Origin of the sequence: Flavobacterium gyeonganense, from assembly GCF_029625295.1 — a bacterium.
In the GTDB taxonomy this organism is placed as follows: Bacteria; Bacteroidota; Bacteroidia; order Flavobacteriales; family Flavobacteriaceae; genus Flavobacterium; species Flavobacterium gyeonganense.
In genome coordinates this window covers 2342484-2364901 of sequence record NZ_CP121112.1, presented here as the reverse complement: position 1 = coordinate 2364901, position 22418 = coordinate 2342484, and the positions used below count along the sequence as shown (strand labels likewise).

The following is a 22418-nucleotide window of genomic DNA, read 5'->3' as shown; positions in this document are numbered from 1 at the left end:
TCAAGCTTTCGTTTGTGTATACTATGACAACAAACCAAAAGAAAATACTTCAAAAACGATTATATTTTTCAGACTACTTTGGCTGGAAATTAGATTAAAAAAACTTATTTTTCAGAGACACTAGTTCCCTTAAATTCCTCAACTATAAGAATCTTATCGTTGTAAATTAACAAAAAGAACTGATTATCAATTTTTATTACTTAAAAAATTATTAGGAAAATATGCAGTATTCAATACATTTGTATCACCTAAAAAAATATTTTAACCTATGAAAATAAAATTACTCTCTTTCTTTTTTGTAATAAGTTTATCTTCTTTCGCTCAATATACTAATATCCCGGATATTAATTTTGAAAATAAACTAATTGCTCTTGGTATTGATTCCGGTAGCCCTGATCATCAGGTACTAACAGATAACATTGACAAATTAAGTTCTATTGATATTTCAAATAGTTCTATTACTGACTTGACGGGTATTCAGGATTTCGTGTCTTTAACAAACTTAATTTGCAATAATAACCAGTTACCAACATTAGATCTTTCTAAAAATACTGCTTTAAAATATCTATATTGCCATTATAACGCATTGACGACATTAGATCTTTCTAACAATACAGCTTTAAAATATTTGTATTGCAGATCAAACCAATTAACATCATTAAATCTTTCTAAAAATACCGCTTTAGAGAATTTAGATTGTCATTCTAATTCATTGACAACATTAAATCTTTCTGAAAATACCGCTTTGACAGATTTAATTTGTAGTTATAACTTATTGACTACATTAGACATTACTAAAAATATCACTTTGAAAAATTTAACGTGCGATAATAATCAATTCGCAACATTAAATACATCTGAAAATACCACTTTAGAAGTTTTAATTTGCTTTAATAACCAATTAGTAACATTAGATCTTTCTAAAAATATCGCTTTGATACAATTAACCTGCTATTCAAACCCATTAGCATCGTTAGATATTTCTAAAAACACTGGTTTGGTATATTTACAGTGTATGTCCTGTCCATTAACGACATTAGATCTTTCTATGAATACTGCGCTTCAACTTTTATATTGCTATTCCGGTTCGTTGACGACATTAGATCTTTCTAAAAACATCGCTTTGAAAAGTTTAGATTGCCACTCTAATTCATTGACTACATTAGATCTTTCTAAAAACGCAGCTTTAGCATATTTACATTGCTATTCTAACCAATTAGCAAGTCTTAATTTAAAAAACGGAAATAATACTATTTTAACAAACATGAATTGTAAATCCAATTCTAATTTAAATTGTATTCAGGTAGACGATGTTTCTTATTCAAATGCTAACTGGAGTACGTATAAAGATGCAGCAGCAACTTACAACCTAACTTGTCCAACATTAGGACTATTAGAAGCAGGTTTTGAAAAAATAGCTGTTTATCCCAACCCAGTAAAAGGAGAACTGCACATTGACAATAGTCCTCTTGAAAAAGCAACTGTATATGATGCATTGGGAAAACTAATTACAACAACTAAGTTTACTAAAAACAACACTAATAATAATATTAATTTAGCAGGATTACAAAATGGTATTTATTACATTTATTTAGAAAATGAAGGAGCAACTATTGTTAAAAAAATTCTAGTCCAATAAAACAGAAACCCATTATAAAATTAAAACCATATTTCTAATGACTGAAATATGGTTTTAATTTTTATAAGATATCCTCACAGGTAAAAATTTCTTTTAGCCGAACTCCTTTTTCAGTATGTTCAACTGTTATAATTTGGTTATGAGCATCGTGTTCAAGAAATAGATAATGATTATGATCTGCAGCAGCATTTAACATTTTTGATTTCTCCGGCATTGTCAATAAAGGACGCGTGTCATATCCCATAACATACGGGAGCGGAATGTGTCCTGCTGTAGCCAATAAATCGGCACAAAAAACTATAGTTTTATCCTTGTATTGTATATGTGGAATCATTTGTTTTTCGGTGTGACCATCAACGTAGTAAATATCAAAACCTAATTCTTTTGAGAAACCGAAATCACTTTCCGGTCTTTCAATAAAATTCAACTGACCGCTTTCCTGCATGGGCAAAATATTCTCTGTTAAAAAAGAGGCTTTTTCGCGCGCGTTTGGTTTTATTGCCCATTCCCAATGATTTTTATTTGTCCAGTATCCTGCATTTCTAAAAGCAGGTTCATATCCTGTTTTATCTGAATTCCATTTTACGCTCCCCCCACAATGATCAAAATGCAGATGCGTCATAAAAACATCGGTAATATCATCTCTGTGAAAACCATATTTTGCTAAAGAATTATCCAAAGAATGTGAACCCCAAAGCGAATAATAGCCAAAGAATTTCTCTGACTGCTTATCTCCCATTCCGGTATCAATTAAAATCAGGCGGTTTCCATCTTCGATAAGCAGGCAGCGTGCGGCAATATCAATAAGGTTATTGGCATCTGCAGGGTTGGTTTTATTCCAGATTATTTTTGGCACAACGCCAAACATGGCACCTCCGTCTAATTTAAAATTTCCTGATTCTATGGGATAAAGTTTCATTTTTTGCTTTTTAAAATTTCGAATTCAAATGCAATTTAGTGGTTTGGTTTTTATTTTACTACGCTTACTTGCTTATTTTAGAAGTGTTTTATTGTTTTTAATATTGTTAGATTAGGAATTGATATCAAAATAAAAAAAAGAATTGACTTTTTTGAAGACAACCGTGACTTGCGAGAAGCAATAGCAATGATGGTTTTAGTTATTTTATAAATAAATATTCAGGAAAGGTTTTTATTTATTATCCGTTTTTAAATTTTATTTATTTCAACTACACTATTAAACTTATAGAAATATATTCAGTCAAAAATCTTTAGTTCCATTCTTATAAATTTTAAAATAAAAAACTCAAAATAACTTATATCTATTTTAACATTTGTTATAATAATGTGAACCGTTATGGAAAAAGGTTTTTAAGTCGTATCTTTGCAGATAATTTCATTTCAACATTGACATACAGTACTTTAATTGTAATAATTTCATTACTATTTTTAAAAGGAATGTTGAAAAAGATAAATACTATAAAAAATGATAAAAGTTTCTGATACAGCCAAAAAGAAAATCATCGACCTAATGACTGATGATGGTTTTGATGCCGCACATGACTATGTACGTGTAGGAGTAAAAAGCGGTGGATGCTCTGGTTTGTCTTATGATTTAAAATTCGACAAAACCAAAGGAGATGACGATAAAATATTCGTAGACAATGATATACAAATAGCCGTTGAAAAAAAATCATTTCTTTATTTAGCCGGAACAATTTTAGAATTCTCTGGCGGATTAAACGGAAAAGGATTTGTTTTCAACAACCCAAACGCAAGCAGAACCTGCGGATGCGGTGAATCATTTTCGCTATAAACAATTAAACAATTGCAAAATTTAAAGATTTAATTACAGAAGTGGTTTTAAATATTTAAATCCTTCTATTTTGAAATCTTTCAATAAAAAAACAATGAGCAAATACACCGAAGACGATTTAAAAATCGAACTGGAAACCAAAGAATATGAGTACGGATTTTATACCAATATAGAATCTGAAACATTTCCTATTGGTCTAAACGAAGAAATTGTAAGAGCTATTTCTCTTAAAAAAGAAGAACCGGAATGGATGACCGAATGGCGCATCGAGGCTTTCCGTGCCTGGAAAGAAATGATCGAGCCGGAATGGGCAAATGTTCGTTATGAAAAGCCAGACTTTCAGGCCATTTCTTACTACTCAGCTCCAAAACAAGTTGATCCAAACAAAACTTTAGATGACGTAGATCCTGAACTTTTAGAAATGTACAAAAAGTTAGGAATCTCTGTAGACGAACAAAAAATGATGAACAATGTCGCTATGGATATTGTTGTCGATTCTGTTTCTGTTGCAACGACTTTCAAAAAAACACTTGGAGAAAAAGGAATTATTTTCTGCCCGATTTCTGAAGCTATCAAAGAACATCCGGAATTAGTTAAAAAATATTTAGGTACTGTCGTTCCTCAGAAAGACAACTTCTACGCAGCATTAAACTCAGCAGTTTTCTCTGATGGAAGTTTCTGTTATATTCCAAAAGGTGTTCGTTGCCCAATGGAACTTTCAACTTATTTCAGAATCAATCAGGCAGGAACCGGACAATTCGAAAGAACTTTAGTTATTGCTGACGAAGGAAGTTACGTTTCTTATCTTGAAGGATGTACAGCACCAAGCCGTGACGAAAATCAATTACACGCTGCTGTAGTTGAATTAATCGCTTTGGATGATGCTGAAATCAAATATTCGACAGTTCAAAACTGGTTCCCTGGAAATAAAGAAGGAAAAGGTGGAGTTTACAACTTCGTAACCAAAAGAGGTTTATGCGAAACAAACGCTAAAATTTCCTGGACGCAGGTTGAAACAGGTTCTGCTGTAACCTGGAAATATCCTTCTTGTGTACTTAAAGGAGATAATTCGGTAGGAGAATTTTATTCAATTGCTGTTACCAATAATTACCAACAGGCTGATACCGGAACAAAAATGATCCATTTAGGGAAAAACACTAAATCGACTATTATTTCTAAAGGTATTTCAGCTGGAAAATCACAAAACAGCTACCGTGGTTTAGTGCAAATCTCTCCAAGAGCAGAGAATGCAAGAAATTTTTCTCAGTGTGACTCGTTATTAATGGGTAACAATTGTGGTGCGCATACTTTCCCTTATATCGAAAGTAAAAATCCATCAGCAAAAATCGAGCACGAAGCCACTACAAGTAAAATTGGAGAAGATCAGGTCTTTTATTGCAACCAAAGAGGTATTCCGACTGAAAAAGCGATTGCCTTAATTGTAAACGGTTTCAGTAAAGATGTATTGAACAAACTTCCTATGGAATTTGCTGTTGAAGCTCAGAAATTATTGGAGATTTCTTTAGAAGGATCTGTAGGTTAAAAAAGTCTCAGGTTTCAGGTTTTTAATCTGAAAATTTATGCTTTACAACCATTAAAAAAGAATTTTATATCAATTAAAATAAAAAGATTTTTCAAAGTTTAGTTTTTCAGCAGAACTGAAAACTTGAAACTTGAAACTTTAAACAAAAAAAAGATGTTATCAATAAAAAACCTTCACGCCTCAATTGGTGATAAAGAAATCCTTAAGGGAATTAATATAGAAGTTAAAGCTGGAGAAGTTCACGCGATAATGGGACCAAACGGTTCTGGAAAAAGTACACTTTCTGCTGTTATCGCAGGAAACGAAAACTATGAAGTTACAGACGGAGAGGTAATTCTTGACGGAGAAGATCTTGCTGATTTAGCTCCTGAAGAAAGAGCACATAAAGGTGTTTTCCTTTCTTTTCAATATCCGGTAGAAATTCCTGGAGTTAGCGTAACTAACTTTATGAAAACTGCCATCAACGAAACTCGCAAAGCAAACGGTCAGGAAGAAATGCCGGCAAACGAAATGTTGAAAGTGATTCGTGAGAAATCTGAATTATTAGAAATCGATCGTAAATTTTTATCTCGTTCTTTAAATGAAGGTTTTTCCGGAGGAGAGAAAAAAGAAATGAGATTTTCCAAATGGCAATGTTAGAGCCAAAATTAGCTATCCTTGACGAAACCGATTCTGGTCTTGATATCGATGCATTAAGAATTGTTGCAAATGGTGTAAACAAACTTAAAAGTGAGAAAAACGCAATCATCGTTATCACACACTACCAACGTTTGTTAGATTATATCGTTCCGGATTTCGTTCACGTTCTTTACAACGGAAGAATCGTAAAATCTGGCGGAAAAGAATTAGCTTACGAATTAGAAGAAAAAGGATACGACTGGATCAAAGCAGAGAATTAATTTGTTTCAGGTTTCATGTTTTTTAGTTTCAAGTTACAAACTATATTTGTAAGTTTTAACTTAAAAATAAAAAATAGAAATGGCAACAATTAATAGATTTGAAGATTTAGAAATTTGGAAAGAAGCTCGACGATTAGCAAAAGAAATTCATCTTATTGCAGTTGATACAGAGTTAAGATCAGATCTCAGATTTAAAAATCAAATAAAAGATTCTTCGGGGTCAGTAATGGATAACATTGCTGAAGGATTTGAAAGAGATGGAAATTTAGAATTTCGACAATTTTTATCTATCGCAAAAGGTTCAGCCGGAGAAACAAGATCTCAATTATATCGGGTATTTGATTTTGAATATATTTCAGAAGAAAAATTCGAAGCTTTAAAAAAGGATTATGAAAATTTAAGCGGTAAAATAAAAAACTTTATCACTTATCTAAATAAAAAAGATTTCAAAGGAAATAAGTTTCAATAATAAACTTTGAAACATTAAACCAGAAACAAAAGGATCCAAAGGAATAAGTTCCAGCAAAAACCTGAAACTTGAAACCTGAAACTCCGAAGGAAACAAAAGAACAATGGATTTAAAAGAAAAATTAGTATCGTCTTTTATGGCTTTTGAAGAGCGTGTTGATGTGCATTCAGACTTGCATGACATCCGTACAAATGCTATAAAAAACTTCGAAAATAAAGGTTTTCCAACCAAAAAAGAAGAAGCCTGGAAATATACATCGTTAAATGCCATCTTAAAAAATGACTTTACGGTTTTTCCAAAGCAGGAAAATGCAATCGAATTTAATCAGGTAAAAAAATACTTTTTACACGAAATTGACACTTATAAATTAGTTTTTATTGATGGTGTTTTTAGTTCGCATTTGTCTTCTACTACGCATGACGGAATCGATGTTTGTTTGATGTCATCGGCATTGACCAAACCAAAATATAAAATGGTTATTGATACGTACTTCAACCAAATTGCAAGTAAAGATGATAGTTTGACTTCATTGAATACTGCTTTTGCAATTGAGGGTGCGTTTATCAATATTCCACAGAAAAAAGTGGCCGACAAACCAATTGAGATTATGTATTTCTCAACAGGAAATGAAGCCGCTTTAATGGTTCAGCCAAGAAATTTGATTATTGTGGGTGAAAATTCACATGTTCAGATTATTGAGCGTCACCAAAGCCTGAATGAAAATCCGGTTTTAACGAATTCTGTTACGGAGATTTTTGCTCAAAAACGTGCGATTGTCGATTATTACAAAATTCAAAATGATAATAGCGAAGCGAATTTAGTGGATAACACTTATGTTTCGCAACAGCAGGAAAGTCACGCTTACGTTCACACTTTCTCATTTGGAGGAAACATTACACGTAACAACTTAAACTTTTACCATTTCGGAGAAAGATTAACCAGTACGCTAAACGGAATTTCTATCCTGAATGACAAGCAACACGTAGATCATTATACTTTGGTAAACCACGCACAACCAAACTGCGAGAGTTTCCAGGATTATAAAGGAATTTTCTCTGATCGTTCGACAGGAGTTTTCAATGGAAAAATTTTAGTTGACAGAGAAGCTCAAAAAACCAATGCCTTCCAAAAAAGCAATAATATTTTATTGAGTGACAAAGCAACTATCAATGCAAAACCGCAGTTAGAAATTTTTGCTGATGACGTAAAATGTTCTCACGGATGTACTATCGGTCAGCTTGATGAAACCGCAATGTTTTATATGCAGTCTCGCGGAATCCCGAAAAAAGAAGCGAAAGCTTTATTGATGTACGCATTCTCAAATGCCGTAATCGAAAGCATCAAAATACCGGAATTAAAACAACGAATTACTAAAATCATTGCTACAAAATTAGGTGTGAATTTAGGATTTGATTTGTAAAAATATTATAATTTCAAAAGCATAAAAACCGACAACACACTAAATAGTTGTCGGTTTTTTTACGCTTTGATTTATTACAATTCAAAACTTTTTCCTTGTTCCGGAAAGATAAATTTCAATCCCAAATCATTCTGTGTTTTCAACTGTTCTTTAATTTTTACAATATTTTTTGCAGGTGGTTTCAAATGCATAATTATTATTTTAAATCCGTTTAAAGAATTTTTTCCGGCTAATTTCTCTAATTCATGAAGTTCATCCATCAAATATTTTGGTGTCAGATGTCCAAATAAAAACTGATCCGGCTGCTCGTTTGGGAAAGAAACTTCTATACAAATGCCTTTTAATTGTTTATTCTGAATTAATGGTGCAACCGCTGTCCATAACTCCTTTAAATTACTGCTTTTTTCTACTGCATCCGGGCCTGTATCTCCAAGATACAAAACATAATCATCATTATTTCTAATTAAAAAAGCATTGCTTTCGTAAGGGTTTACATGGCTTAACGGAAAAGATTTTACCGTCATGGCTGTATTCGCAATCGGAGTTTCTTCACCAATATTTAAAGTCTGAAAATGATAACGCTTGATATGAAAACCGGGTCCTTCATCGCCAAAATTAGCCCAGGTCTGATCATTAAAATAATGGTTTTCCATCATTTCCATACATTTTTTTGTAGCATAAACCGTTTTTGATGAATCTGCCGGTGAGTTAATTATCAAACCCGAAACATGATCCAAATGAGCGTGTGAAATCAAATAACCTTTAATATATTTTCGTAAAACTTCGCTTGTTGGAACTTTGAATACTTTATTTTCAATAGCTTTTTCTATTCCTGAATTAATGATTCCCGCATCCAGACAAATGTAATCTTTGGTATTAGAAGGTGCCAATAAATAGGCAGAAAGGTTTTTTTCATCAATTCCACCCATAACTCCCAAAGGAACAACCTGAAAAGCTGCTTTCTGAACTTTCTGGGAAAAAGAATTGATTGTTATTAAAACCAAACAAGCCCAAAGCATTTTTATAATTTTCATACCTAACATTTTTTATGATTACAAATTTCATCAATTAAGACAAATTTAGCGACTTATAATTATGAAAATCCTAAAAAATAACGCTAAATTTACTTTTGTCTCTAACGGCAAAATTCAATTGTAAAACAATATCTTTACCTGAAATATCACATTATAATTTAAAAAAGTTACAATGACAACAATAGCGTCTCAATTTGGAATCAATGAAGCCCTGGAAAAACTAGGCATCAAATTTATAAATGAAGGAACATCAACGGGTTTAAATAATTTTTCATCCGGAGAAATTTTAGATAGCTATTCTCCAGTTGACGGAAAATTAATTGCATCTGTAAAAATGTCCACAGCTGAAGATTATGAAAAAGTTATGCAATCAGCAACTGAAGCTTTCAAAACATTTCGTTTGATTCCGGCACCCCAACGCGGAGAAATTGTACGCCAGTTTGGAGAAAAATTACGCCAAAACAAAGAAGCTCTTGGGAAATTAGTTTCGTATGAAATGGGTAAATCATTACAGGAAGGTTATGGCGAGGTACAGGAAATGATTGATATTTGTGACTTTGCTGTCGGTTTATCACGCCAATTACACGGATTAACAATGCATTCCGAAAGACCTGGACATCGCATGTATGAACAATACCATCCGTTAGGAATTGTCGGAATTATTTCGGCCTTTAATTTCCCTGTAGCGGTTTGGTCCTGGAATACGGCTTTAGCATGGATTTCAGGAGATGTTTGTGTTTGGAAGCCTTCTGAAAAAACACCTCTTTGCGGTATTGCCTGTCAAAATATAATTACACAGGTTATTAAAGAAAATAACTTGCCTGAAGGAATTTCGTGTCTTATAAATGGTGATTTTACTATTGGCGAATTAATGACTTCCGATACCAGGATTCCGTTAATTTCTGCAACCGGATCAACCCGAATGGGAAAAATAGTAGCTCAGGCTGTTGCGGGACGTTTAGGTAAATCATTATTAGAATTAGGCGGAAACAATGCTATTATTGTTACTCCCGATGCAGATATTAAAATGACAGTAATCGGAGCTGTTTTTGGTGCTGTTGGAACTGCCGGACAGCGTTGTACCTCAACCAGAAGATTAATCATTCACGAAAGCATTTATGACAAAGTAAAAGAAGCCCTAATTGCTGCCTATAAACAATTACGTATCGGAAATCCGCTTGACGAAAACAATCATGTAGGACCTCTAATTGATATTCATGCAGTTGAAATGTATGCCAAAGCCTTAAATAGAGTTGTTGCAGAAGGCGGAACAATTTTAGTTGAAGGCGGTGTACTTTCCGGCGAGGGTTATGAAAGCGGCTGTTATGTAAAACCCGCAATTGCCGAAGCAGAAAATTCATTTGAAATAGTACAGCAGGAGACCTTTGCACCGGTTTTATATCTGATAAAATATTCGGGCGAAATTGATAATGCTATTGAAAAACAAAATGGCGTAGCTCAGGGACTATCCTCTGCAATTATGACAAACAACTTACGCGAAGCAGAACGATTTTTATCTGTTACAGGCTCTGATTGCGGAATTGCAAATGTAAACATAGGAACCTCCGGTGCCGAAATTGGAGGTGCTTTTGGAGGAGAAAAAGAAACGGGAGGCGGAAGAGAATCCGGTTCTGATGCCTGGAAAATCTATATGAGACGCCAAACCAATACAATTAATTACACCACCAGTTTACCATTGGCTCAGGGAATTAAATTTGATTTGTAAAATGATTAAACACAAAAGGCTTCCGAAATTCTGGAAGCCTTTTGCTTTGAATAATGGTTAGTTAGGTATTATTTTTTAATGATAATTTTAGCAGTAACGTTCGTTTCAGTATGAACTTTTACCAAATAACTGCCATTGGCAAGATTACTCATATCAAAACTATTATTATTTCCTTGTTGTGTATTCACCAATACTCCTGTTAAATTATACACTTCCACTTTTTGAATTGCTTTATCTGAATCAATATTCAATTCACTTGAAACAGGATTTGGATACAACGTCAGTTTTGCAGAAGTTACTTCTTCTACTGAACTGTTTGCCGACATACGAGCTGTAGTATTATATGTTGTACCGATGTAATATAAATTTGCAACAGAACCTTTTGTTATCGTATTAGCCCCTGCAGGAAGCGATACTGTAACTACTCCTGAAACTGCAGTATAAGACACATTATTCACTTTTACTGTTCCTGTAAAATTAGAATCGAATACCAATTTTAATGTCGACGCAGCTGTTGTTGTGTATGTAATAGATGTGCTGGACTCTATTTTTAAACGGGCTGTCAATGTTAGTCCGGCATAGGTTACAGAACCTGCAGTCGAATTCATATTTCCGGTAATACTGTAAAATGTACTTGTTTTTCCAGATGTTGTAAAGTTATGAATCTGGTTTCCTGTTGATGTTCCTATAACTGTAATCGTTCCAGATCCTGTAACTGCTGTGCCTGTTCCGGTTGTAGCAATAGAATAAGATACCGTTGTTGTTGGTGTTCCTGAAATAGTAATAGTTTTAGCCGAAGTGTTTTTTACAAAAGTAATTCCCGATGCCGGCAATCCTGTTACGGTAGCGTCTGTCGCACTTCCTCCCCAGGTAAAAACAATTGAACTAATAGCTGTACCAGTTGTCACACTCTGATTATTATTCGTAGTTGATGTAAGAGTTTGAGCACTTGCCGACGTAACTGTAATCGTTCCTGATCCGGTAGCAGCTGTTCCGCTTCCTATTGTACTAATTGAGTATGAAAGAGTAGCTGTTGGTGTTCCGGTAATCGTAATGGTTTTAGCAGTGGTATTTTTTACAAAAGTAATTCCTGATGCTGGTAATCCTGTTACTGTTGCATCTGTTGCGCTTCCTCCCCAGGTAAAAACTATTGAACCAATTGCCGTTCCACTTGTTACAGTTTGATTATTATTGGTTGTAGAAGTCAGCGTCTGATTACTTACTACATTTGTTTCTCCTTGTACTGAAACTAATGTTCCGGTATAATTAGTAAGAGCCGATTTTAATGCTGCAATTACAGTTGAAGATGCATCGTCAACAGAATTATTAAAAGTCCATTTTAAATCACCTCCGGAGACACGACCAGAATATTGCACCACTTTAGTTTGCGCTGCTGCGGGCTGATCGATAACCAGATTTTTGATATATAATGCAGCATTGGTATCAAAGTTATTATAACTATTGCCACCCAGTTTTGATTTAATACTGCTGCTGATAACTTCTCCTCTGGTTGAAGCTTCAATAGCGTCAAACTCAACAGGATAATTGGTTGCATTATACGGTATATAACGTGTCTGACCAATCATCGTATTATTAAATGCTTTAATAGTTCCTCCGGCTTCACCAGAAAAAGTACCTGTAGAATCGTAAAAAATATCAGTTCCCTGTTTAGAAGTAAGCATCGGATATTTACAATTTCTGAAAACATTTCCTTCTATGAATAAAGATGAACCTAATGTTGAGCCGGCTCCGTATTTTGAATTTCCATCATAATAGTTGTTATAAATATGTGCAGAATAATAACGAACTCTTGGATGGCGGGAATCAGAATGGTCAAACCAGTTGTGGTGATAGGTAATATACAAACCTGTTGTTGTTCCTTCACTCAAACCTAAAAGACTGGCTTTACCACTATCCCAAAAGTGATTATAGGACAATGTAATATAAGTTGATGATTTATTATCTAATGCACCGTCTCCTTTGATCTGATCGGCATCGCTTCCGGCATCACCGTAAAATAAATCGCAGTTATGAACCCAAATGTGATCATTATCCTGCTGCATCCCTACATTATCTCCGGCCGTGCTATTGCAATTCATAAATCCAATATTACTGACTTCAATATTTGAAGCAGATTTAAGACGTACTCCCCAGCCGTTAGCAACTGCATCATTACCAACACCTTCAAAAGTAAGATAACTCGAAGCATTATTATCATTTTCGATAACAACATCTCCGCCTTCCATAACAGTCATATCAGTAATATTTCCTAACAGACGGATGATGAACGGACGCGTATCTTTTCCTTTTTTAATGGCATACAAAATATTTTGTAATCCAACACACGGATTTGCACTTGCTCCGGTAATGTCCATCGAAATAGTATTTTTAGTATTCTGTGAGATATAAAGAATTACCGCATTGTCTTTCGGAGTTCCATCAGCTTTATATCCTCCCGGAACGCGGCCTCCATCAAAAGCAAAGCCGTTACGATCCTGAGCTAAAACAGTAAGAGTACCGGTTGTAGTACCATTTCCTTCAGCACCTGAAATAACCGGTTTAACTTTTACAGTATAAGTTCCTGCTTTAAGACCCGGAATATCAGCGCGATAGTAAGAACCATAGCTACGGATTAATTGATTGTCAATTTTCTTGTCTGTAAAGCCGTTTCCGGTATAATAAACATTATACGTCTGGGCATTACTGACGGGCTGCCATTTTACAAAAGCAGATTCCAGCCAGCCGGCCGCCTCATTAATTTGCTGTGACCATGTTTGCATTGATACAAACAAAATAGTCAGAAAAAATAGTTTTTTTCTCATGTGTGGTTTGATTAATTGATAGTTATTTAAAAGTGGTTTTTATTTTATCGAATGCATTAAAAAATGTAATCGATTACGTAAAAATATATAAATTTTAATTATTCATAATATTTTTACAATAAAAAACAACATTAAATAAAATAAACCAATTAAAAATGATTAAAATGTAATTTATTGCACTAAATGTAATAAATTACATAGATTAACAACTCCTTATTCTATGAAGCCTCCCAAACATTTCAAAAATGTGATTTAACAAATAATAACGTTAATTATGTTTTTTTGTTTTATAAATTAAAAAATGTTAAATATTTAAAATGTGGTAAGAAAAAATTTACCATTATAAAACCAACAAGCTGAAAATCAATTCCAAAAAATCTACTTGTGCCTTTTTAAAAACCATAGCAACAAAAAAAGACTTCCATCTGGAAGTCTTTTCATAAATTAACAAAACTTAATTTTTAATTATTTTTTGACAATCTTTCTGGTAGCAATACCTTGATCTGTAGTTACTTTTATAACATAATTCCCTGTAGCTAAATCACTAACATCAACGGTTTCTTCAGCTAAATTTGAAATGTTTTTCACTACTGTTCCAGACAAATTGTATATCATCACATCTTTTACTTTTTGATCTTGAGAAGAAATAAACAACTGATTCGAAACAGGATTTGGATATACTGCTAATTTTGAAGTCTGAACATTATCAACTAAACCTAACGTCGGATAAGAAGTTTTGATGTAATATACCGTTGTAGTTCCAGAATCTCTTCCAAGTGTGTGATTACCCGCAGGAAGAGTTAATGTAATAATTCCTGAAGAAGCTGTTCTAGACACATCGTCAATTTTAATCTTTGCTGCAGCTTCTGCAAAAACTAAAGTCAAAGTGGTTGGTTGGGTTGTAGTATAACTGACAGTCCCGTCTTTTGATTCTATTTTTAGACCTTTTGTTAATGTAAGCTCATTATAGGAAACAGTTCCTTTACTATCAGATAAATTTCCTTTCATAGTATAAAAATTATTTGCTAAAGTATATGTATCCGTAAAATTATGTATTTGATCACCTGCAGGAACAACCACAGGAGGTTCACCAATAGTTACACTTCCCGTTACAGTGACAGGAGTACCTAAAATACCAATTGTTGTAACAGAAAAAGATACATCTGCTGTTGGAGTACCAGTTACTGTAATGGTTTTAGCAGCAGAATCCTTGATAAAATTAATTCCTGATTCAGGCAATCCTTCCACAGTTACATCTGTAGCATCTCCTCCCCAGGTATAAACTATTGATGAAATAGCATTACCATTGGTTACCGTTTGATCATTATTTGAAGTTGCAACTAAAGTCTGAGTATTTACAACCGGAGCTACTTCTCCTTGTACAAGAACTAACTTAGTGGTATAAGAGATAAGTCCATTCATTAATACCGCATTCACGTCAGACGAAGTGTCATCTACAGCATTATTAAAAGTATGTTTAAAATCACCTCCTTCTACACGTCCGGAATACAACATTACTTTTGTTTTTGCATCTTCCGGGCTGTCTGGTGTGTAGGTGTACATAATAGCGGGATCGATGTCAAAGTTGTTGTAAGTGTTTGCTCCAAGTTTAGATTTTATAGTATTACTTATCGCCTGTGTTTTGTCTCCAACTTCAATAGCATCAAATTCAATAGGATTAGTTGTCGCATTGTAGGGAACATACCTTGTTTGTCCACTCATTACATTGTTAAACGCTTTTATTGTTCCTCCTGCTTCACCTGAAAAAGTACCTACAGCTCCACCAAATGTGTCAGTTCCTTGTTTAGAAATAAGCATTGGATATTTACAATTTCGGAAGAAATTTGCCTCCATAAATAAAGAAGAACCTAAGGTTGAACCCGCACCATATTTAGAATTTCCATCATAATAATTATTGTAAATATGGGCAGAGTAATAACGTACTCGAGGGTGTCTGGAATCAGAATGATCGTACCAGTTATGATGATATGTAATATATAAATCTGTAGTTTTACCTTCGCTCAAACCTAAAAGATTAGATTTTCCGGAATCCCAAAAATGATTATATGAAAATGTAATATAAGTGGATTTTTTTGCATCTAATGCTCCGTCCCCTTTTGCCTGATCAGCATCACCTCCTTTTGCACCATAAAACAAATCACAATTATGTACCCAGATATAATCATTATCCTGCTGTAAGCCAATATTATCTCCTTCAGACGCGTCAGTCAACATAAACCCAAGATTACGGATTTCTATATTAGTCGCAGTTTTTATCCGAATTCCCCAGCCATTAACAACTGCATCATTTCCTATTCCTTCCATTGTAATTGAGCTTAAGGCATTTCTCTTATTTTCAATTACAATATCTCCATTATACAAGGTAGCGGGATCTGTTATATTTCCAATCAAACGAATCGCCAGAGGACGTTTATCTAATCCCTTTTTAAAACCGTCTAAAATGCCTTGCAAACCAACGTAATTAGTTTTTGTTGTACCATTTGCATTTGTAACTACACTAAATGCTATTGTATTTTTTGTGTTTTGGGTTATATATAAAACAACAGCATCATTCTTTAGAGTTCCATTAAGGTTATATGCTCCAGGAACACGTCCGTTTGAAAAAGCAAACCCAGAACGGTCATGGGCTAAAACTGTCAAACTTGAAGTTGTCGTTCCAATACTTTCAACACCTACTGTTACAGGTTTTACGGTAAGTATATAAGATCCGGCCGCAAGTCCCGGCACATCAGCACGAAAATAGGTTCCATAACTACGTATCAGCTGCTCATCAATTTTTTTATTAGTTTCGCCTCCTCCTGTGTAATATACATTATAACTGTCGGCTCCCGCTACAGGTGTCCATTCAACAAAGGCTGATTCCAGCCATCCTGAAGATTTCGTAATTGTTTGCGCTTTAATATTTGATGAAATAAATATCAAAGCCAAGTAAAGTAAAATTTTTTTCATAAATGTGGTTTAAAGTAAATAGATTAGATAGTTTATTTTTTAAATAATAGAAAGTCGAGATGTAATCGATTACACTAAAATAAATGTTTTTTATTAATATAAAAATTATTTAAACAAAAAATTACATATAGCAAAAAATACATGTTAATAAATTACTACTTAAGCAACTAAAACGTTGTAGTTCAAAAGCACTCAAGTAATTGAAAATACTAACGTAACCATAAACTAACTTAATCTCAAACTTTAAAATTCACATTCCACAAACAAAGAAATTAAGCAGCAAGCATATTCTTACTTTTACCATAAAAACTCTTCCAATTTTAAACTCTTCATTTTACAATTTTAATTAAAAAAAGATTCAAATTCCTTCCAAATAAAAAGCGGCGGTTTTGAAAATTTCAAAACCGCCGCTTTTATCTTTAATTTAGTATCTACAAATTAAATGAAGCACCAAGGCTAAAAGTAACCTGATTGTTTAAATGATCAAATAAATCATTATCATCACTGTATTTTGCAATTGGAAATCCTAATTCAGTAAATACTCCAAATCCTTCAGTAAAAAAATATCGTCCCCCAACATGGCCTCCGAAATTTTTCAGTCCCAAATTTAAACCAGGATAAATATCTAATTTTTCATCAATATTAAAAACATTTCCTATGTTCGCATTTATTCTGAATTTTGCATCAAAGCGATCTTTAAATTCAGGCTTTTCATTTACATATGGAGTAGTCCCTCCATTATAAAAACCAGAGAACTCATTTACTCCTAACAAATAGGAAGCTACAAAACCATAAGAAAAATTTTCTGCCAAACCAAAATCAATAGAACCCTGGATTCCGGATCCGTCATTTTGTAAATTGGCTCCAACATTAATTTTTGTATCTCCTTTTCCTTTAAATGCCTGTTGTGCCTGTACAAATCCTACCAATACTAAAAATAATAGTGTGATAACTTTTTTCATAATTTTTAAAATATATTTTGAGTGCAAAAATAGAAATTTACAATTAATTTCTTCCCCTTTCGTTAGAATACAGCTTATTTAAAGGCTCGCTCTGCCAAAACTCTTTTGTATCAACATTCATTATTGTCAAAGGCCCTTTAAAAGCAGCTCCGGTATCAATATTCCAAACACAAGCCTTATTGATAGGAACCGTTTCACCAATCCGACTCACAGGTGTATGCCCAATAAAAATTTCTTTGTATAGTGTAAACCTTTTTGGATAATACAAATCGTCTTTTTTCATATTTGGATCCAAAGAAAGGGCTGTTTCCCATAAAGTTCTGTCCCAGTAAAATAATGTTGGGAAGTATTCATAGCCAACACCGTTTAAATTTGTAAAACCCGCATGAACAAATAAACGATTTTGTTCATCAAGATGATAATCTTCTAGTGATTCTAAAAATTTTATATGCTTTTGTTTTTGGCCTTTATTTAATTTTTCATAAGCCAAAACCGTAGCCTCACCACCATGCTGATACCAAAGCTCATTATTTTTTGCATTTTTAAGCCATTCTAATAAGAGCTCATCGTGATTTCCTCTGATGCAAATACAATTTTGCTTACTTTGAAGATCAATCAAATAATCAATTACTTGTGGCGACTGGCTCCACCCATCAACGTAATCCCCAAGAAATATTAAGGTATCTTTCTCTGTAACTTCAGCTCTTTTCATCACCTGCTCAAGTGCGAGTAAGCCACCATGAATGTCACCTATAACAAATGTTCTCATTTTTAATTATTTAATCTTTATTACAAAAATATAGAAAGAACCGCTTTAAACAAGTAACTTATTAACCTAATTTATATTGCTATTTAACAACAAAAATCCCGACAAATCTTAAAACGCAATGTCTAAGTATTGTCAGGATAATTAAAACCTTTAATAAATTAAACTCCAAGTTTTTTTGCAATCTCAGATGGAATTCCTCCTTTGTTAACCATTAAAGCTGTTGTTTTATATTTTACAAAATTTTTAGTTACAAACAAGAAACCTTTATAATCATTTGTTTCTCCCCATGAATTTTTTACAATATAATATTCTTTTCCTGTCTGATCTTTTGCCAAACCGATAATATGCATTCCGTGATCATCTGTAGTCTGGTAATTATCGAAAGCAGCCTGACGCATTTCTGCAGTAATCTCAGGTTCGGCTTTTGGGCCGTTGAACATGTCGGCCTTTTCTTCCGCCGTCATATCATCATATTTTTTTGTAGCAACATAAGCAACGCCATTTTTCCAGCTAAAGCTTTTCTCACTCACATCTGTTGCCCACGCTACAGTATACCCTTTTTTCAAAGCATTATCAATAACATCTGTCATATCATTTACTTTTACATTATAAACCTGATCAAATGACCAGTTATCAGGTACTGCCAATACTGTTTTTTGGTAATACGGAGCTGTTGTAAATGATGACATTTCTACATACTCATCAGGATTAATTCCAACAACTTCTTTAGCAAAACTTTGTGGCGTGTAGTTTTTTCCTTTATAGTCAAAATTATCTGGAACTTTTCCTAAATAAGAATCAATTACAGATGCGTAGGCTTTTTGCCAGTTTGGAGTCAGTTCCCCATTTGGATTTTTAACTACTGCTGTCAATACTCCTTCAATAAGAGCTGCCATTTCAGCAAATTTATTTTTATCTGTTCCGTAATTTAATCCTGTGTACACTTCTCTCGGAACAGTTCCGTATTTTTTATACATATTAATTACATCATGCAAAGAACCACCGTCCCCTAAAGTAACAGCACCATGCATGCGTACATAATTTTTACCTTTTTCAACATATACATTTCTTGCTGAAAAAATCTGAGACAACTCAACTGGCTGTTTTCCTAAACGAATCATTTCAGACTCTAAAAAGAATTTGTAGAATAACTCCAGCAAGTTCCTGAAGAACCCTGCAATTTTACTGAGGTAGTTCCTAAATTAATTACTTCGGTGAATTTAAAGTTTTCCTTGCTCTTTTCACTTGCATTAAGCTTAAGTGAATTTACTAAAATGTCTTGTGCGAAACAGCTAGCCACTCCAACAAAAAAGACAGAAGCAATCAATACTACTGATTTGATTGATAATCGATTCATAATTTTTATTTAATGATTTAATAAATTAGTAATTACAATTTATATTTTGTTACAAAACAATCAAATTCTATACAATTTGTTAGTATCTGTTTCGTTAAATTTTCATTGCATTATTTGTAATTCAATTAAAATCAATTATTTATTAAATAAAAGAATAAATAAATAAAAATGTTTTATACAGAAAAGCCACCAAAAATAGATTTTGGCGGCTTTAATATTTAGCTGTTTTCTAAAAAATTTATTCTATTTCAGAAACTCTCATGGTATTTACCATTCCTTTGTCTTTAATTGGCATTGCAGCAAGATTAATTAAATAATCTCCTTTTACAGCATAACCTTTTTCTACAGCAATTTTATTTACATCAGTTACTGTATCATCAGTACTGCTTTCATTATCATAGAAGAATGATTTAACTCCCCATAATAAATTTAATTGCGTTAAAATCCTTCTGTTTGAAGTAAATACCAGGATATGTGCAGAGGATGGTCTCCAGGCAGAAATTTGGAAAGCAGTATAACCGCTATTTGTAAGTGTACAGATTGCTTTTGCCTGAATTGTGTTGGCCATTATAGCAGCCTGTTGACAAATTGTTTTAGTAATAAAACGTTTTGTTTTGATTTGAGGTGTATTTTGAGGTACATGAATAAGCGGAGAATCTTCAACAGCTTCACAAATCTGCGTCATTCTCTGAATTACCTGTACAGGATAATTTCCAGTAGCTGTTTCTCCAGATAACATCACAGCATCAGCTCCGTCCATTACTGAGTTAGCAACATCATTAACTTCTGCTCTTGTTGGAGTTAAACTTGTAATCATTGTTTCCATCATTTGTGTAGCAACGATAACAGGAATTCTGGCAGTTTTTGCTCTGCGAATTAAGTCTTTTTGAACTAATGGCACTTCATGAGCAGGAAGTTCAACTCCTAAATCCCCACGAGCCACCATCAAACCATCGCAATAAGCTACAATTCTATCCATATTCTCAAGAGCTTCCGGCATTTCAATTTTAGCAATAATTGGAATTTTAACTTCTGAATGTTTTGCAATTAACTCCTGTAAGTCTTGCAAATCGCGAGGTGTTTTCACAAATGAAAGTGCTATCCAGTCTACTTTTTGCTCAATAGCAAAAATGGCATCTGCAATATCTTTTTCAGTTAAAGCTGGTAATGAAATTTTAGTGTTTGGAAGATTGACTCCTTTTTTAGATTTCAATTCTCCACCCTGAATTACCTTAGCAACAACTTCAGACTTTTTATCTGTTGAAACAATTTCAAAAATCAATTTACCATCATCAAGCAAAATACGCTCGCCAACATTTACATCATTTGGGAAATTTTGATATTTCATAAATGCTTTTTTTGCATTTCCAATAATATCCTCAGCAGTTGTAAAAGTGATTAAATCACCATCATTAACTACAGTCCCTTCTTCCATTACACCAACTCTAAGTTTTGGCCCTTGCAAATCCCCTAGAATTGCTGTAGTGTAACCAAATTCTTCGTTTAGTCCTCTAATAATATTTATCTTCTCTTTAACTCCTTCATAATCTGCATGCGAAAAATTGATTCTGAACACATTAACCCCTGCTTCGATCATATCTTTAATGATCTCTCTCGTACTACATGCAGGCCCAAGCGTAGCTACAATTTTGGTTTTTTTGTTTGTAAGCATTTCTTTAAAAAATTAAATTGTTTTTTGATTTTATTTTATTGATATCTACAGCATAAATAGCCGCGATACTCTCAATTGTATTTAGCTTTTGCTGTATTTCTGAAAAGTTTATAGCCTCACCGCTATTATCGATTTTCAGGAAAAAATCTACTTTTTTGAATTCAGGAAGTAAATGAATTGTTGTTGAAATCTCACTATTTTCATTAGAAAACAAATTCTGAAAATCATTTTTACTCACAGAAATGATTTCATTTTTATTCTGAATCAAGTTCCACGAAATGGCTTTCTCAGTATCATAGTAATAGAATCTTGAAAAATTTGTCTCACCTTCCTTAGTCTGAGCATGAATCTCGTTTTTGCTCTTACTTAAGTTTATCGGAAGTTTTTTATTTATAAAATAGGCTAATCTATAATCTTCTAAAGAAGTATGGATTGCCATTAAATAATAATCAATCTCGTCAAATTCGTCTAAATCCAATCTATGAACAGCCATGTCATGAAATATCAAGCTGTAAATATACTATTTCTATCGTAGCTTAAATAGTTAAGAACAGTATGTTTTTGTTAATTTATAAACGAAAACGTTATAGCATTAAATATATCGCACTAATTTTTGTTTTATTTCTTATCCATTTTTTCCTGAAATGCGAAATAAGCGCGCTGTGATGCTTTCTCTTCTGCCTTCTTTTTCGAAGTAGCTCGTGCCCTTGCTATAATTTTATCGTCTATACTTAATTTGACCCCAAACAAACGCTGTCCGTCAATGCCATTATCTTCAAAAATATCATAATGAAAAACTTTCTTTTCTTTCTGACACCATTCAATAACCAAACTTTTATAACTGATTACTTTCCCTTCAAGCCGGGCAATATCGACATACGGTATAATAACTCTGTTTTGAATAAATTTTTCACAAAAAGAATATCCCAGATCTAAATAGATTGCACCTATAAGTGCTTCGAAAATATTTCCATGAATATTTTCACCAAAATGCTGAATAGGCACCTTACTCTCTACAAATCGTACTAAATTTAAATCTTTACCTAATTCGTTCAAGTGTTCCCTGCTCACAATTTTAGAGCGCATTTTGGTTAAATAACCCTCATCTCCGTTAGGCGCTTTATTATACAAATGCGCAGCTATGACCGAGCTCAACATAGCATCTCCCAGAAACTCGAGTCGCTCATAATTAATTGGATTTCCTGATTCATCCAATTTATTAGAAGAGCGATGTGTAAAAGCTTTCCTGTAAAATCCCAGCGAAACTGGCTGAAAACCAAGAATTTTCTGAATAGTGTCAAAAAAAATCCCGTCTTCTTGAGAACGGGATTTTGAAAATATTTTTTTGATAATATTCATATA

15 protein-coding genes and 2 pseudogenes are annotated in these 22418 nt (G+C 33.3%); 7 read left to right on the top strand and 10 right to left on the bottom strand.

All coding sequences use genetic code 11. The annotated features are described in order from the left end of the window. Positions 1–268 precede the first annotated feature (268 nt). A complete protein-coding gene (locus P5P89_RS10310) occupies positions 269–1639 on the top strand; it encodes a T9SS type A sorting domain-containing protein (RefSeq protein ID WP_278011827.1) in 1371 nt (456 codons plus the stop codon). Between the two features lie 61 nt (positions 1640–1700). Here P5P89_RS10310 and P5P89_RS10305 read toward each other — a convergent pair whose 3' ends face one another. Beyond that, positions 1701–2558: an MBL fold metallo-hydrolase gene (locus tag P5P89_RS10305; protein ID WP_278011826.1), complete on the bottom strand. Its 858-nt coding sequence runs from the start codon at positions 2556–2558 to the stop codon at positions 1701–1703. Positions 2559–3083: 525 nt separating this feature from the next. Between P5P89_RS10305 and P5P89_RS10300 the strand changes: the two genes are divergently transcribed. The 5 genes and pseudogenes from P5P89_RS10300 (at position 3084) to sufD (ending at position 7744) form a co-directional block, all read left to right on the top strand. Further along, on the top strand, positions 3084–3413 hold the full coding sequence (locus tag P5P89_RS10300) for a HesB/IscA family protein (protein ID WP_026727150.1): 330 nt from the start codon (positions 3084–3086) through the stop codon (positions 3411–3413). A 94-nt stretch (positions 3414–3507) separates the two neighbouring features. After that, positions 3508–4956: a Fe-S cluster assembly protein SufB gene (gene sufB, locus P5P89_RS10295; RefSeq protein WP_278011825.1), complete on the top strand. Its 1449-nt coding sequence runs from the start codon at positions 3508–3510 to the stop codon at positions 4954–4956. A 153-nt stretch (positions 4957–5109) separates the two neighbouring features. Next, positions 5110–5855, top strand: a pseudogene (gene sufC, locus P5P89_RS10290) (Fe-S cluster assembly ATPase SufC). Between the two features lie 79 nt (positions 5856–5934). After that, positions 5935–6324, top strand: a complete 390-nt coding sequence (locus P5P89_RS10285) for a four helix bundle protein (protein ID WP_278011824.1) — start codon at positions 5935–5937, stop codon at positions 6322–6324. Positions 6325–6427: 103 nt separating this feature from the next. Continuing rightward, positions 6428–7744 carry a Fe-S cluster assembly protein SufD gene (sufD, locus tag P5P89_RS10280; RefSeq protein WP_278011823.1) on the top strand — a complete coding sequence of 439 codons (1317 nt, stop codon included), beginning with the start codon at positions 6428–6430 and terminating at the stop codon, positions 7742–7744. A gap of 74 nt (positions 7745–7818) precedes the next feature. Here the strand turns inward: sufD and P5P89_RS10275 are convergent, their stop codons facing one another. Next, complete coding sequence (locus P5P89_RS10275) at positions 7819–8778, bottom strand: MBL fold metallo-hydrolase (protein WP_278011822.1); 960 nt, start codon at positions 8776–8778, stop codon at positions 7819–7821. Positions 8779–8950: 172 nt separating this feature from the next. On the opposite strand from P5P89_RS10275, the gene amaB reads away from it, so the two are divergent. Next, a complete protein-coding gene (amaB, locus tag P5P89_RS10270; RefSeq protein ID WP_278011821.1) occupies positions 8951–10504 on the top strand; it encodes an L-piperidine-6-carboxylate dehydrogenase in 1554 nt (517 codons plus the stop codon). 68 nt (positions 10505–10572) lie between these two features. Here amaB and P5P89_RS10265 read toward each other — a convergent pair whose 3' ends face one another. The 8 genes and pseudogenes from P5P89_RS10265 to rnc form a co-directional block, all read right to left on the bottom strand. Continuing rightward, complete coding sequence (locus tag P5P89_RS10265; RefSeq protein WP_278011820.1) at positions 10573–13326, bottom strand: pectate lyase family protein; 2754 nt, start codon at positions 13324–13326, stop codon at positions 10573–10575. 465 nt (positions 13327–13791) lie between these two features. After that, positions 13792–16296, bottom strand: coding sequence for a pectate lyase family protein (locus P5P89_RS10260; protein WP_278011819.1), 2505 nt, complete (start codon positions 16294–16296; stop codon positions 13792–13794). A gap of 431 nt (positions 16297–16727) precedes the next feature. Continuing rightward, positions 16728–17258 (bottom strand): DUF6646 family protein, encoded by a 531-nt coding sequence (locus P5P89_RS10255; protein ID WP_278011818.1) that lies wholly within the window; start codon positions 17256–17258, stop codon positions 16728–16730. Between the two features lie 43 nt (positions 17259–17301). Then, entirely contained in the window at positions 17302–18027 is a 726-nt protein-coding gene (locus P5P89_RS10250) for a metallophosphoesterase family protein (RefSeq protein WP_223681309.1), read from the bottom strand. A gap of 158 nt (positions 18028–18185) precedes the next feature. After that, positions 18186–19384 (bottom strand): annotated as a pseudogene (locus P5P89_RS10245) (C1 family peptidase). A gap of 238 nt (positions 19385–19622) precedes the next feature. Then, positions 19623–21056 (bottom strand): pyruvate kinase, encoded by a 1434-nt coding sequence (gene pyk / locus P5P89_RS10240; protein ID WP_223681307.1) that lies wholly within the window; start codon positions 21054–21056, stop codon positions 19623–19625. 4 nt (positions 21057–21060) lie between these two features. After that, the gene (locus P5P89_RS10235) at positions 21061–21549 is read right to left on the bottom strand and encodes an IPExxxVDY family protein (RefSeq protein WP_269234279.1); all 489 of its coding nucleotides are present in this window, start codon (positions 21547–21549) and stop codon (positions 21061–21063) included. Between the two features lie 125 nt (positions 21550–21674). Beyond that, positions 21675–22415: a ribonuclease III gene (gene rnc / locus P5P89_RS10230; RefSeq protein WP_278011817.1), complete on the bottom strand. Its 741-nt coding sequence runs from the start codon at positions 22413–22415 to the stop codon at positions 21675–21677. Between the last annotated feature and the right edge of the window lie 3 nt (positions 22416–22418).